Source organism: Streptomyces sp. NBC_00691, from assembly GCF_036226665.1.
GTDB lineage: Bacteria > Actinomycetota > Actinomycetes > Streptomycetales > Streptomycetaceae > Streptomyces.
On sequence record NZ_CP109007.1, the window covers coordinates 7,393,631 to 7,406,423 of the forward strand.

Genomic DNA, 12,793 nt, shown 5'->3' on the forward strand with positions numbered 1-12,793 from the left:
CAGGAGGTGCGGTGTGGTCGGACACGAGACGGCGCCCGGAATCACGGGGGCCACCGCGGCCGCGACCCGGGACGAGGTGTTCCAGGTCGAGGAGCACGGGATCGACCCCATCCCCGACGCCGAACGGCACGGCGGCGCCAAGGACGTCTTCTGGCTCTGGTTCGGCTCGAACCTCACCTTCACCTACGTCATCAACGGCGCCCTCGCCGTCGCCTTCGGGCTCTCCTTCTGGCAGGCCACCGCGGTCGTCGTGATCGGCGGCCTCTCCTTCCTCGCCATCGGCGCGGCCGGCCTCAGCGGTGTCCGCACCGGCACCGCCACCCTCGTCATCTCCCGGGCCGCCTTCGGGCTGCGCGGAAACTGGCCGGCCGGTCTGCTCAACTGGATCGTCAGCATCGGCTACACCATCGTGAACACCGTGGTGGGCACCCTCGCCCTCGAAGCCTTCTTCGCCGACCTCGGCTGGAGCGGCGGCTCCGCCACCCGCGCCCTCGCCCTCGGCGTCACCCTCGCGCTGACCTTCGCCGTCGCCCTCTGGGGCCACGCCACCGTCCAGTTCGCCGAACGCTGGATGGCCTACGTGCTCGCCGTCGGCTTCGCCGCCCTGCTCGTCCTCGTCCTGCCCGGCGCCGACACGGCCGCGCCCTCCGCCGCGCCCGACGCCGCCGGGTGGAGCCTCGCCTTCGTCGTGATGCTCGCCGGCCCCTTCTCGTACCTCCCCATGCCCGCCGACTACACCCGCTACCTCCCCCGCACGACCTCCCTCAAAGCTGTGACCTGGAGCGGAGCCCTCGGCGGCTTCATCTCCTCCGTGGCCCTCGGGGTCGCCGGGGTGGCCGCCGCGACCCAGGTCGACATGACCGACGCCGTCGCGGGCACCGAGAGCCTGCTCCCCGGCTGGTTCCAGATGCTCTTCCTCGCCCTGGTCCTCGGTGGATCGGTGACCAACTCGATCATCACGCTCTACTCGTCGAGCCTGAACCTCCAGGTCCTCGGCATCCCCTGGAGCCGGGCCCGCGCCATCGTCATCAGCGCCGCCGTGACGGCCGTCGGCTCCCTCGGCGCCCTCTTCCTTACCGACTTCACCACCTCGCTCCTCTCCTTCCTCTCCCTCCTGATCATCGTCTTCGCCCCCTGGGGCGGGGTCTTCCTCGCCGACATGGTGCTCCGCCGCTGCACCTACGACTCGGCCGGACTGCACGCGCGCACCGGCGGCGCCTACTGGTACCGCTCCGGCTGGCACCCGCCCGGCCTCGTCGCGCTCCTCGCGGGCCTGCTCTTCTCCGCGCTGACCTGCGACTCCGAACTGTGGACCGGCCCGCTCGTCGCCCCGCTCGGCGGCGCGGACCTCACGCTGCTCGGCGCGGGAGTCTCGGCGCTCGTGTACGTGCTCCTCGCGCGCCGCACGGTCGCGCCGGTACGCCCCTGAGCTCCCGGGCACCCCGAACACCGCCGCACGTCCCTCCCCCGTACGTACCCTCACGGAGTCACCCCGCATGAACGGCACCACCACCCCTTCCTCCGCCCCGGCCCCCGCCTCCGCCGTGTCGCCCGGCCCGCACCCCGCCGACCTCCTCCTCACCGGGGCGCGGATCCACACCGTCGACCCCGCGCTCCCTGAGGCCGAGGCCCTCGCCGTCCGTGACGGCCGGATCGTCTGGCTCGGCTCCGACACGGAGGCGGGCGCCTGGGCCGGGCCCGGCACCCGGGTGCTCGACGCCGGAGGACGGCTCGTGCTGCCCGGTTTCGTCGACGCCCACAACCACGTCCGCCTCGGCTCCGACGACGCCTGCGTCCAGCTCGCCGGCGCCCGCACCCTCGACGCGATCCACGACCGCATCCGCGCCTGGCACGCGGCGCACCCCGACGCCGAGTGGATCGAGGCCGAGGCCTTCGACTACTCCGCCGTCCCCGACGGGCGCATGCCCACCGCCGCCGACCTCGACCCGGCCACCGGCGACACCCCCGCCCTCGTCCTCAGTTACGACGTCCACACCGCGTGGCTCAACACCGCGGCCCTCCGCCGGCTCGGTGTCGACCGCGACCACACCGACCTCCCCTTCGGGCGGGCCGTCACCGACCCGACGACCGGTGAACCCACCGGATTCGTCAAGGACTTCGCCGTCAAGGGACTCTCCCGCGACGGCCACCGCGCCCTGCGCGATCTCGGTGTCCCCTGGGCCGCGCCGGACCGTCAGTACGGCCGGCTCGCCAAGAGCCTCGACGACGCCATCGGCTTCGGCATCACCACCGTCGTCGAACCCCAGAACTCCCTCGACGACCTCGCCCTCTTCCAGCGCGCCCGCGCCGAGGGCCGGCTGCGCTCCCGGATCGTCGCCGCGCTCTTCCACCCACGCGGCACGACCGACGCCGACCTGGACGAGTTCCGGTCCGTGGCAGAGGAGTTCGCCGACGACCGGCTGCGGGTCGGACCGCTCAAGCTGTACATCGACGACGTGGTGGAACCCCGTACGGCCGCCCTCCTGGAACCGTACGCGGGCTGCGCCCACCACCGCGGCGACACCTTCTACCCGCCCGAGGAGTTCGCCGAGCTGCTCACCCGGCTCGACGCGCGCGGCTTCCAGTGCTTCGTCCACGCCACCGGCGACCGGGGCATCCGGACCGTGCTCGACTCCGTCGAGCGGGCCCGCGCCGCCAACGGACCGCGCGACGCCCGCCACCAGATCGTCCATGTCGAGTGCCTGGATCCGGCCGACACCCCGCGTTTCGCCGAGCTCGGCGTCGTCGCCTGCATGCAGCCCCGGCACGCCGCCCCGGACATCGCGGGACCGGGCCAGGACTGGGCCGAGAACGTCGGTCCCGACCGCTGGCACAAGGCCTGGCCGCTGCGGAGCCTCAGCGAGGCAGGCGCCGTCCTCGCGCTCTCCAGCGACTGGAACGTCGCCGAGATGGACCCGATGGTCGGCATCCACGCCGCCGTGACCCGCCGCCCGCCCGGCGGTGGGGCGGCGTGGACGGCGGGGGAGACGATCGACGTCGACACCGCGGTCGAGGGCTACACGATGGGCTCGGCGTACGCCAACTTCCTCGAGCACGAGCGGGGTTCGCTGACCGTCGGCAAGCTCGCCGACTTCGTCGTCCTCTCCCGCGACATCCTGCGCATCGCCCCGGACGAGATCCCGGGCACGGTGGCCGAGACGGTCGTGGTGGGCGGTGAGGTGGTCGTGGAGCGCTGAACGGCGCGCGGGGGCCGGGACGAGAGAGGGGTACGTGGCGGGGCGGCCCGCCCCCGGGAGGGGCGGGCCGCCCGTGGCGCGCGGACGTGTCCGCGCGCCACGGGAAGGGGGAGCCGGACCGGATCAGAGCCGGTCGAGGATCCTCCGCAGGGCGGCGATCTCGTCGGACTGGGTCCGTACGACGTCGTCGGCGAGCGCCTTGGCGGTGGGGTTCGCGCCGTCCTTCCGCTCGGCCTTCGCCATGTCGACGGCGCCGTCGTGGTGGGCGATCATCCGCTCGGCGAACCTGCGGTCGAACGCCTTGCCCTGAGCGGCGGCGAGGTCCTTCATGTCCTGCTCGGACATCATCCCGGCCATGCCGTGGCCGCCCCCGCCGCCGTGACCGGCGGACTCGGGCCTGCCCCAGCCCTTGAGCCAGGCCCTCATCTTCCGGATCTCCGGGTCCTGGGCCCGCTCGATCGCGGTGACCAGCTTCTTGACCTCGGCGTCCTCGGCCCGGCCCTGGGCGAGCTTCGCCATCTCCAAGGCCTGCTCGTGGTGGGGAATCATCATCTGCGCGAACATGACGTCCGCGTCGTTGAAGGCGCCGGGTGCGGAGGCCGCGTCGGCGGCGCCGGAAGCGGAGGCGGACGGGGCGGCCGACGCGGAGGCGGACGCCGTGGCGGACGTACCGCCGTGGTCCATTCCGCTCTTGCCGTCGTCCGAGCCGCAGGCGGTGAGCAGCAGTCCGGTCGCGGTGGCGGCGCCGACGAGGGCGAACTTCCTGACGGTGCGGTGGGTGAAGGAGCGCATGGGGATACCTCGTGTGCTGGTCGTACTGACGGACAGGGGAAGGCCGGAGGCGTTCACGGGCAGCGCGACGCGCCCGTGGTGGCGGGTACGGCCTAGATCCGCAGGACGGACAGCTGGGCGAGGTCGGGCGGTCGGGGCGGGGGCGCGTGCGGCCCCAGCGCGGGCGTCAGCCGCGCGAGCAGCAGGGTGAGCCAGTCGGGGCGGCGGCCGAGCGCGGCCCGGACGAGCCCCGCGACCAGCCAGCCGGCGAGGACGGCCACGCACAGGGTGGTCATGTCCATCCCCGTCCCCGGCTCGTGCCCCGCGCCGGCGCCGGAACCGTGGTCACCGGAGCCGTGGTCACCGGAGCCGTCGTCACCGTGGGGCGCGACGGAGTGGTGGGGCGACGCCGAGCCGGTCTGTGCGCTGCCGGCGGACCCCTCGGGGTGGCCGACGGTGTGCATCAGGAACACGCCGAGCGCGAGCACGACGACGAGCAGAAGGTGCGCCAGGGCACCTTCCGCTCGTCTGCGGCGTTCCGCTCGGTGTGTACGCACGGACAGGACCTCCTGGCCGCCGAATATACCGGACGGGGGTATCAGGGGCGCGTCAGGCCGGCGGTGTCTCGCCCGCCATCGCGGCGGCCATCCGCAGGTGCGGCGCGGCCTCGTCCGTGCGTCCCAGGCGCTCCAGGGTGCGGCCGAGCATCAGCCGGGCGTAGTGCTCGACCGGGTCGCGCTCCAGGATCGCCCGCAGCTCGGTCTCGGCCCGGGAGAGCTGGGCGGAGTGGTAGTAGGCCCGCGCGAGCAGGAGTCGCTGGGCCGTCTGCTCCGGGTGCTCCGCGACCAGCCCGGTGAGGATGCGGACGGCTGTTCCGTACTCCTTCGCGTCGAAGAAGAGCCGGGCACGGTCCCAGCGCTCGCCGGCCGTTCCGAACTCGTAGTACGTGTCGCTCACTTGCTCGCCCTTTCCCGAGGCCCGGATCTGCCACCCTGTGGGGTGGTCGACCACGTCAACACACCGAGATGGTTGAACATTCCACCATGGCTGCCGTCTCCGGACAGGAACAGGTTGAGCATGAGCAATCTTGATCGCCAGGCCGCGCTGACCGTGTGCGGCGGCCGCGGATTCGTCGTCGCCGAGCCGGTACGGGAACTCCTCAGCCCCCGCCACGTCCAGCTCGGTGAGTCGACCGAGGTCCGCCGGCTGCTCCCGAACCTGGGCCGGCGGATGGTCGGGGCCTGGGCGTTCGTCGACCACTACGGGCCCGACGACATCGCCGGCGAACCCGGCATGCAGGTGCCGCCGCATCCGCACATGGGACTCCAGACGGTCAGCTGGCTCCACGAGGGCGAGGTCCTGCACCGCGACTCCACCGGCAGCCTGCAGGCCATCGGGCCGCGCGAACTCGGCCTGATGACCTCGGGCCGGGCGATCTCGCACTCGGAGGAGAGCCCGCGGCCCCACGCCCGCTTCCTCCACGGCGCGCAGCTCTGGGTGGCCCTCCCCGACGCCCACCGCCACGTCGAGCCGCACTTCCAGCACCACGCCGAGCTGCCCCGGGTCACGAGCCCGGGCCTGACGGCCACGGTGATCCTCGGCGAGCTCGACGGCGCCGCCTCGCCCGGCACGACGTACAGCCCGCTCGTCGGCGCCGACCTCGCTCTCGCCTCCGGCACGGAGACCCGCCTGCCCCTGGAGCCCGACTTCGAGTACGCGGTCCTCGCCATGTCCGGCGAGGTCCACGTCGACGGCGTCCCCGTGCTGCCCGGCTCCATGCTCTACCTCGGCTGCGGCCGCACCGGGCTTCCCCTCCGCGCGGCCTCCGACGCCGGTCTGATGCTCCTCGGCGGCGAGCCGTTCGAGGAGGAGATCGTCATGTGGTGGAACTTCGTGGGCCGCACGGACGAGGAGATCCGGGAGGCGCGCGAGGCCTGGACGACGGGCAGCCGTTTCGGCGACGTCAAGGGCTACGACGGCGACCCGCTGCCGGCCCCGGAGGTCCCGGCCACCCATCTGAAGGCCCGGGGGCGCGTGCGCTGACCCCGGTGCGCCGGCGGCCGGCTCACGGCGGATCCTCGCCCCGTCCCCGTTCCTGCTCCAGCAGGGCCGACAGGTCCTTGAGGCGGTCGAGGCCGTGGACGGCGCGGGAGATCCGGGCGTTGTGCTCCAGCGTGCCGCGGTGACGGTGCAGGAAGTTCCAGTAGCCCGCCGTGAACGGGCAGGCGTCGGCCCCGACCCGCCGGTCGGGGCGGTAGGGGCACGGTCGGCACAGGTCACTCATGCGATCGATGTAGGCACCGCCCGACGTGTACGGTTTCGTGGTCATCCGCCCGCCGTCCGCGTACTGCGACATGCCCACGACATTGGGCAGCATCACCCAGTCGTATCCGTCGACGAAGCATCGGTGGAACCAGTCCGTCACGGCGGCCGGATCCCAGCCGCGCTGGAGCGCGTAGCTTCCCAGCACCATCAGCCGCGGAATGTGATGGGTCCATCCCGTGTCCCTGACCTGGCGGAGCACCGTGGCCAGACACCGGGCCGACACGGCGTCCGCGTCGAGGTCGTTCCACCAGTCGGGCAGGGAGCCGGTGTGGCCGAGCGCGTTCGACGCCCGGTAGTCCTCACCGAAGTACCAGTAGAGCTGCCAGACGTACTCGCGCCATCCGGCGATCTGCCGGACGAAGCCCTCGACGGAGTTCAGCGGCGCCTCGCCCGCCCGCCAGGCGGCCTCCGCACCCTCGACGCACTCGGCCGGGTCGAGCAGCCCCAGATTCAGGGAGGAGGACAGCAGGCTGTGGCTCATGACGCCGTCGTCGGCGAGCATCGCGTCCTCGTACGTGCCGAAACCCTCCAGCCGGTGGCGCAGGAAGCGGCGCAGCGCGGTGCGTGCCTCCCGACGGCTCGCGGGAAACCGCCGCGGCCCGTCGCGGCCGACGAAGGCGACGTCCCCCTCGCGCTCCCAGCGGTCGAGGTCGCGGCGGACCTCCTCGTCGATCTCGTCCTCGCGCGGCCGGTAGGGAGCCGCGGCCCCGAGCGTCCGCCGTCCTGGTGGCGGCTGCTCCCGGTTCTCGTGATCGAGGTTCCACGTGCCGCCCACGGGCGCCTCGCCGTCCATCAGGATCTCGTGGTCGCGGCGGACGTGCCGGTAGAAGGTCTCCATCCGAAGGCCCCGCTGCGCGTCCGCCCACCTGCGGAAGTCGTCCTGGCGGAGCAGGAATCCGCGCGGCGGGAGCACGGTGACCCGGTCCAGGGACCGTACGAGCGCCAGCGCCGCCCGGGACGTCGGATGGTGCACCGTCACCCGTACGCCGTCCGCCGCCGCCCGCCTCAACCCCTCCCGGTACGTGTCGGCCTGTACATACGTCACACGGTCGCCGAGTTCGGCCGCCCGGTGCCGCATCGCGGAGAGGACCAGGTGGGCCTTCGCCCGGTGGAAGCGCCGGCGACGGAACACGGCACGGGACTCGATCATCAGCACGGGTGCGTCCCGCGCGGGTCCTTCGCCGTCCGCGCCATCGAGAAAACCAGGCCCCAGCTGGTCGCCGAAGAGCCAATGCGCAGTGGTCATACCGGTCTCGATCCGCTCCTACCTGTGGGACGCCTGATGGCACCCACCCCGACTTCGTCGTGCGGGTGCGCCGCGGATGCGGGTCCCCGTCGACGGTCCGCGGCGGGGATCGACTCCGGGGGAGCGCATCCCCACCGGCCGCCCCGGGAGAAGTACAGATGGCCGAGTCGGTCGGCCGGACGGACGGAGCATGCGGCCGCACCCGCGCGGCTGCGCCCCGGAGTGCCCGGGAGGTCTCGGAAATGGCCGGGAAAAAAGTACTCGTCGTAGGTGCGACGGGAATGGTCGGCGGTCTGGCGACGCAGACGCTGGTCGGCCGTGGCTGCGCCGTCGCCGTGGCCGGCCGCGACGCACACGGGCTGGCGGAGCGGTCGAACCGGTGGGGGAACTGCCCGCACCGCTCGTTCGACGCCTACGACCTCGAGGGAGCGGCCGGGCTGGCGTCGTGGGCCTCGCAAGCGCTCGGGGGACTGGACACGGTCGTCGTCGCCGTCGGGGTGGCCGGCTTCGGGCGAGCCGAGGAGGTCACGGAGGCCGCCGCCGAACACCTCATGACGGTCAACGCGCTCGCGCCCATGGCCGTCGTGCGGGGCGCCCTGCCGGTCCTGGAGCCTCCCGGGGCCGTCGTGGTCGTCACGGGGATGATCGTCGACAGGCCGATGCGTTCGACGGCCGACTACACGGCGGCGAAGACGGCGCTCGCGGCCTGGCTGGGTGTGGTGGAACGAGAGCAGCGTGATCGCGGGATCGCCGTCGTGGACGTACGCCTGCCTCACCTCGACGGCGGATTCGCGGACCGGGCGTTCATCGGCAGAGCGCCGCGGTTGCCGCGCGGCGCGGACGCCGCGCAGGCGGTGGCCCGGTACGTGATCGCTCCCATCACCGACGCTGCCGCGCGGACGGGCTGAGGCAGCGGTCCCACGCGGCCGCGGCTCCCGGGGAGCGCGACGCCCGGCGCCGGGAGCCGGCCGAGAGTCCGGCGAACGGCGTTCAGAAGGCGACGGTCCGGAAGATGAAGAAGAGCCCTCCCATGACCGCACCCAGTGCGATGAGGGAGAGCCAGAACATCGGGTGCTCCCAGATGCCGCCGTCGGGGCGCTCCTGGTGGGCCGATGAGGTGGAGCCCTCCGCAGGCGGGGTCTCCTGGGGCGGTACGAGCGGCTGAGTCATGGCCTCTCCCAGGGTGGTGCGGGGCGGCGCCCGGCCGCCGGTCCTTCCACCGTCCCTCGATCCCCAGGGGCCCGCCACGCGCGTCGATCGTGCGTCGAAGCCGCGCCCCCTCGGTCGCCCGGTCGCGGAGGGCGGGTGACCGCCACCCCCACCGGGCCCTTACACCTGCTCCGCCCTGGTCGCGGTGTCGTCGAGGAAGCCGCCCGACTGGTGCTGCCACAGATTCGCGTAGGCGCCCTCCGCGGCGAGGAGCTCGTGGTGCGTGCCCTGCTCGACGATGCGTCCGCTGTCGAGGACGACGAGCCGGTCCATGGTGGCGACCGTGCTGAGCCGGTGCGCCACCACCAGCGCCGTGCGCCCCTCCATGAGGCGCCAGAGCGCGTCCTGCACGAGGATCTCGCTTTCGGAGTCCAGGGCGCTGGTCGCCTCGTCGAGCAGCAGGATCGGCGCGTCGCGCAGGATCGCCCGTGCGAGGGCGACCCGCTGGCGCTGGCCGCCGGACAGCTTCACCCCGCGCTCGCCCACCATCGTGTCGAAGCCCTCGGGCAGCCCGTCCACGAACTCCGTGACGTGCGCCGCCTCGGCCGCACGGCGGATCTCGGCGTCGGTGGCGTCCGGCCGGGCGAAGGCGATGTTCTCCCGCAGTGTGCGGTGGAACATCGCCGGGTCCTGCGGCACATAGCCGATGAGGCCCCGCAGTTCGGCCTGGCGCAGGCGGCTGATGTCCTGTCCGCCGATCATGATCCGGCCGCCGTCGATGTCCGTCATCCGCAGCAGCAACCGGGTGAGCGTGGTCTTGCCTCCGCCGGACCGGCCGACGAATCCCACCTTCGCCCCGCTGGGAACGGCCAGTTCGAGCCCTTCGAAGAGGGGCTTCGCGCCCGCGTGGGCGAAGGTCACCTTCTCGAAGCGGATGTCGGCGCCGTCGGAGAGGAGCGGCTCCGGCGGCTCCGGATCCCGTACGGTCGGCGGGGTCCGCAGCAGTTCGGTGAACTGCGCCGCCTCGGTCATCGAGCTTTCCAGACGGCGGTAGATCTGGTTGAACTCGAACATGATCCGGGTGGCGTTGGAGTAGTAGGTGAAGGCGACGACGACCGCCTCGACGCCGTGTTCCCCCGCGCCGAGGGAGAGCGCGAGCACCAGACCGAGGACGTTGGTCAGCACGGACATCGGTGCGATCAGTGTGTCGATGCGCAGGTTCCCGTAGTCCCAGGAGCGCAGCGTCAGGCGACGAGATTCGGCCACGCGCGAGCGGTGCTCGGCCGCCTCACGTTCCTCGGCGGCGAAGGACCGGACGGTGTCCATGTTCATCAGGCTGTCGGCGACGTGGCCCGACACCCGGGCGATCGCCTCCTCCCGCCGGTCGACGAGCGCCTGACGGCGACGGATCAGGGGCCGCACGCACAGCGTCGTGACCCCGATCATCGTCAGGAGGCCGACGACGAGCAGGGGTTCGTACGTCCACAGCACCACCGACGCGAACACGAGGGGGACGAACTTGCCCATCACCGAGAAGGTGAGCGTGTCGACGAACTCCTCGAAGCGCGAGGCGAAGCTCAGGACCCGCTTGGTCAGCGAGCCGGCGAAGTTGTCGTGGAAGAAGGCGGCGTCCTTGGCGAACAGCGCGTCCATCCCGATCACGTACAGGTGCTCGATGCCGAGCGCGTCCAGTCGGTTCAGGCAGTGCAGCCCGACGCGCCACAGGGCCTCGGCGAACAGCAGTACCCCGGCGAAACCGAGGACGTAGGGCAGCATCGGTCCCAGGTCCACGCCGCCGTCGGTGTCGCCCGCGATGCGGCCGACGAGCTTGGCGACGATCAGCGGCACGACGTAGAAGATTCCGATGTTGCCCAGTGCCGGGAGGAGCATCGCGGGCACGGTCCACCGTTTGAGCCTGGTCAGCTCCCGTGTGTAGAAGCGAAGCGCGAGCAGCACCGAGCCTCTGCCTGGCGAACTCTTGCGCGATTCGGGTGTTCCCATCCAATCCTGCCTTTCGGATCAAAGTGGACAGGATGGACAGTTTTCCGTGTGTGGACTCGCGCCGTCCAAGGGTTTTCCCGGGGTGACTCCCCTCGGCCCCTCGTGGTCCGGAGCCGCAACTGGCCTGAAATATCCCTCTGGCTGACAGATCATCATGTCAGCGGCCGATCATCCCCGCTCAGTGCCGCGGAGGTGGGGACAGGCACGAAAGGGGCCGGCCCCGCCGGGCCGGGGGCCGATGACGGTCACGCCTCCGGTCGCGGGCGGTCACCGGCCGTCGGCTGCCCGACGGGGGAGGAGTCGCTGAGGACGCCCGTCGCTCAGGAGCCGCTCCGCTTCATGTCGTCGTGTGCCTTCCGCGCGCTCTCGTGCACCCGCTCGATCGCCGCCCGGGCCTCGGCCGCCATCCGGTCGGCCTCGCCCTCCGCCTCCGGACGCGAGTCGCCGCCGGCCTTCCCCGCGGCCTCCTCGACGGTTCCCTTGCCCTTCTGCACGGTGCTCTTGCGCATGATCGGGTTCCTTCCGTCGCATTCCACGTCGGGTCGCTTCCTTCTCCCTGCCGCTGCCCCTGATGCCGGGGTTCATGCGGCGGGACCGGGACGAGCGGTCACCTACGCGCGCGCGTACGGACGCGGACGCGTACGCCCGCGACGACTGTCCTTCAGTCCGCCCTCCGCCGCGCCGCCGCGCTCCTCCGCCGCGCCACCGCCCGCACCAGCAGCCGCATCAGGCACACGGCGGTGACCACCCAGACGGCGGCGAAGACCCAGAGCGGTCCGGACGACGAGGACACGGCCGCGAGGAGGAACAGGGCCACGCAGACGACGCCGAGAGCGGCGGTGATCCAGCCGAGGCGATGCCGCAGGCCCCCGCCCCAGGTGCCTCCCGCGCCACCCGTGCCCGGGGCGGAGTGTCCGAGCGAACGCAGTCTGCGGTTGAGGGACGCGTCGCTCCGAAGGCCCGCTTCGATGCCCTCGAGGATCTTCCGTTCCTGATGGGTGAGCTTGGGATTGGGATCGTGCATGACGAACTCCCGTCGAGCGTCGAGCGGTCCGGTCACGGTCGGTACTCACAGTGCGGGTCTCACGGTCCACGCTCGGGTCGCCCCTTCCCCCACGGTGTCACCGGTCACGTCCAGGCGGTGCGCAGACGGTCCTGGTGCGCCGCGAGCCAGGTACCGAAGTCCTGGAGGGCGGGATTGAGGCTCCGGACGGCGTCGATGTCCCGGGCCTCCGTGAAGTGCTGCTCGCAGTCCGTGTAGTACTGGAACATGTTCCCCGACTCGTCGGCGCCCGGGAATCCCTGCGCACGCCATTCGTCAGGAGTCAGAGGTCGGTAGCGCACCGGTTCGCCGAGCGCCTCCGTCAGGGCCGAGGCCATGTCGGCGACCTTGAGGTGTTCGCCGGCGATGCTGACCGTCGCCGCGATGAGGTCCGTACCGCGCGCGAAGACGGCCAGTGCCGTCCTGCCGACGTCGTCCACGGCCATCCCCGAGAGCCTGGCGTCGCCCATCGGGTAGGTCAGCCACAGGGCGCCGTCCGCGCCGCGCCGCGGGGCGAAGGCCCCGATCAGGTTCTCCCAGAAGAACGTGGTGCGGAGGAAGGTCGTCGGCACCCCCGCGTCGAGGAAGTACCGGTCCGCCTCCGCCTTCCCGTCGAAGTGCGGCACCTTGTACTTCTCCTGGAGCGTCGGCATCCGCTCGTCGTCGAGCGGCACGCACGCCCGGGTGTCGTCGAGCGTCGACCAGATCGCGTGCTGCACCCCCGCGTGCGAGGCGGCTCCGGCCAGGGCCGCGGCCTGGGTCTGCTCCCGCTCGGCGGACATGTGCTCCCAGAAGTTCGTCATCAGGAAGGCGCCGTACGCGTGCTCGAAGGCGGGGCCGAGGCTCGACGGGTCGTCCATGTCGCCCCGGACGACCTCGGCGCCGAGGCCCTTCAGCTCCGCGGCGGACTCCCCGTCGGGGTGCCTCGTGACGGCACGCACCGTGAAGGGTCCGTCCCGATCCGCCAGAACGGCCCGCACGAGGCCCCCGCCCTGCTGCCCGGTCGCGCCGAACACCGTGATGATCTTCTTGGCGGTCATGTCGGAATCGCCTCACAGCCGC

Annotated in this window: 13 protein-coding genes; 4 read left to right on the top strand and 9 right to left on the bottom strand. The window is 72.3% G+C overall.

Annotation, left to right across the window (positions count from 1 at the left end):
• The first annotated feature begins 13 nt into the window (after positions 1-13).
• Both OG392_RS33280 and OG392_RS33285 read left to right on the top strand, forming a co-directional pair.
• Complete coding sequence (locus tag OG392_RS33280) at positions 14-1,429, top strand: purine-cytosine permease family protein (RefSeq protein ID WP_329285672.1); 1,416 nt, start codon at positions 14-16, stop codon at positions 1,427-1,429.
• A gap of 67 nt (positions 1,430-1,496) precedes the next feature.
• On the top strand, positions 1,497-3,197 hold the full coding sequence (locus tag OG392_RS33285; protein ID WP_329285673.1) for an amidohydrolase: 1,701 nt from the start codon (positions 1,497-1,499) through the stop codon (positions 3,195-3,197).
• A 123-nt stretch (positions 3,198-3,320) separates the two neighbouring features.
• Here the strand turns inward: OG392_RS33285 and OG392_RS33290 are convergent, their stop codons facing one another.
• From OG392_RS33290 to OG392_RS33300, 3 genes are all read right to left on the bottom strand, one after another.
• Positions 3,321-3,989 carry a DUF305 domain-containing protein gene (locus tag OG392_RS33290; protein WP_329285675.1) on the bottom strand — a complete coding sequence of 223 codons (669 nt, stop codon included), beginning with the start codon at positions 3,987-3,989 and terminating at the stop codon, positions 3,321-3,323.
• A gap of 92 nt (positions 3,990-4,081) precedes the next feature.
• The gene (locus OG392_RS33295; RefSeq protein ID WP_329285677.1) at positions 4,082-4,525 is read right to left on the bottom strand and encodes a DUF6153 family protein; all 444 of its coding nucleotides are present in this window, start codon (positions 4,523-4,525) and stop codon (positions 4,082-4,084) included.
• Between the two features lie 52 nt (positions 4,526-4,577).
• Positions 4,578-4,925, bottom strand: a complete 348-nt coding sequence (locus OG392_RS33300) for a tetratricopeptide repeat protein (RefSeq protein ID WP_030313144.1) — start codon at positions 4,923-4,925, stop codon at positions 4,578-4,580.
• 120 nt (positions 4,926-5,045) lie between these two features.
• Between OG392_RS33300 and OG392_RS33305 the strand changes: the two genes are divergently transcribed.
• Complete coding sequence (locus OG392_RS33305) at positions 5,046-6,011, top strand: pirin family protein (RefSeq protein ID WP_329285680.1); 966 nt, start codon at positions 5,046-5,048, stop codon at positions 6,009-6,011.
• Between the two features lie 22 nt (positions 6,012-6,033).
• Here the strand turns inward: OG392_RS33305 and OG392_RS33310 are convergent, their stop codons facing one another.
• Entirely contained in the window at positions 6,034-7,539 is a 1,506-nt protein-coding gene (locus OG392_RS33310; protein ID WP_329285681.1) for a cryptochrome/photolyase family protein, read from the bottom strand.
• A 242-nt stretch (positions 7,540-7,781) separates the two neighbouring features.
• Here OG392_RS33310 and OG392_RS33315 point away from each other — a divergent pair, with 242 nt between their 5' ends.
• Entirely contained in the window at positions 7,782-8,447 is a 666-nt protein-coding gene (locus OG392_RS33315) for an SDR family NAD(P)-dependent oxidoreductase (RefSeq protein ID WP_329285683.1), read from the top strand.
• An 82-nt stretch (positions 8,448-8,529) separates the two neighbouring features.
• Here OG392_RS33315 and OG392_RS33320 read toward each other — a convergent pair whose 3' ends face one another.
• From OG392_RS33320 to OG392_RS33340, 5 genes are all read right to left on the bottom strand, one after another.
• On the bottom strand, positions 8,530-8,709 hold the full coding sequence (locus tag OG392_RS33320; protein ID WP_073904752.1) for a DUF6480 family protein: 180 nt from the start codon (positions 8,707-8,709) through the stop codon (positions 8,530-8,532).
• A 159-nt stretch (positions 8,710-8,868) separates the two neighbouring features.
• Entirely contained in the window at positions 8,869-10,689 is a 1,821-nt protein-coding gene (locus OG392_RS33325; protein ID WP_329285687.1) for an ABC transporter ATP-binding protein, read from the bottom strand.
• A 320-nt stretch (positions 10,690-11,009) separates the two neighbouring features.
• Positions 11,010-11,198, bottom strand: a complete 189-nt coding sequence (locus tag OG392_RS33330; RefSeq protein WP_329285689.1) for a CsbD family protein — start codon at positions 11,196-11,198, stop codon at positions 11,010-11,012.
• Positions 11,199-11,350: 152 nt separating this feature from the next.
• The gene (locus OG392_RS33335; RefSeq protein WP_329285691.1) at positions 11,351-11,713 is read right to left on the bottom strand and encodes a hypothetical protein; all 363 of its coding nucleotides are present in this window, start codon (positions 11,711-11,713) and stop codon (positions 11,351-11,353) included.
• A 104-nt stretch (positions 11,714-11,817) separates the two neighbouring features.
• Positions 11,818-12,771 (bottom strand): NmrA/HSCARG family protein, encoded by a 954-nt coding sequence (locus OG392_RS33340; protein ID WP_329285693.1) that lies wholly within the window; start codon positions 12,769-12,771, stop codon positions 11,818-11,820.
• Positions 12,772-12,793: the final 22 nt, after the last annotated feature.

Excerpts from the sequence above, each read along its gene's own strand:
- OG392_RS33285 (WP_329285673.1), top strand. The coding sequence starts at position 1,497 with ATGAACGGCACCACCACCCCTTCCTCCGCCCCGGCCCCCGCCTCCGCC.
- OG392_RS33290 (WP_329285675.1), bottom strand. The coding sequence starts at position 3,989 with ATGCGCTCCTTCACCCACCGCACCGTCAGGAAGTTCGCCCTCGTCGGC.
- OG392_RS33305 (WP_329285680.1), top strand. The coding sequence starts at position 5,046 with ATGAGCAATCTTGATCGCCAGGCCGCGCTGACCGTGTGCGGCGGCCGC.
- OG392_RS33310 (WP_329285681.1), bottom strand. The coding sequence starts at position 7,539 with ATGACCACTGCGCATTGGCTCTTCGGCGACCAGCTGGGGCCTGGTTTT.
- OG392_RS33315 (WP_329285683.1), top strand. The coding sequence starts at position 7,782 with ATGGCCGGGAAAAAAGTACTCGTCGTAGGTGCGACGGGAATGGTCGGC.
- OG392_RS33320 (WP_073904752.1), bottom strand. The coding sequence starts at position 8,709 with ATGACTCAGCCGCTCGTACCGCCCCAGGAGACCCCGCCTGCGGAGGGC.
- OG392_RS33325 (WP_329285687.1), bottom strand. The coding sequence starts at position 10,689 with ATGGGAACACCCGAATCGCGCAAGAGTTCGCCAGGCAGAGGCTCGGTG.
- OG392_RS33330 (WP_329285689.1), bottom strand. The coding sequence starts at position 11,198 with ATGCGCAAGAGCACCGTGCAGAAGGGCAAGGGAACCGTCGAGGAGGCC.
- OG392_RS33335 (WP_329285691.1), bottom strand. The coding sequence starts at position 11,713 with ATGCACGATCCCAATCCCAAGCTCACCCATCAGGAACGGAAGATCCTC.
- OG392_RS33340 (WP_329285693.1), bottom strand. The coding sequence starts at position 12,771 with ATGACCGCCAAGAAGATCATCACGGTGTTCGGCGCGACCGGGCAGCAG.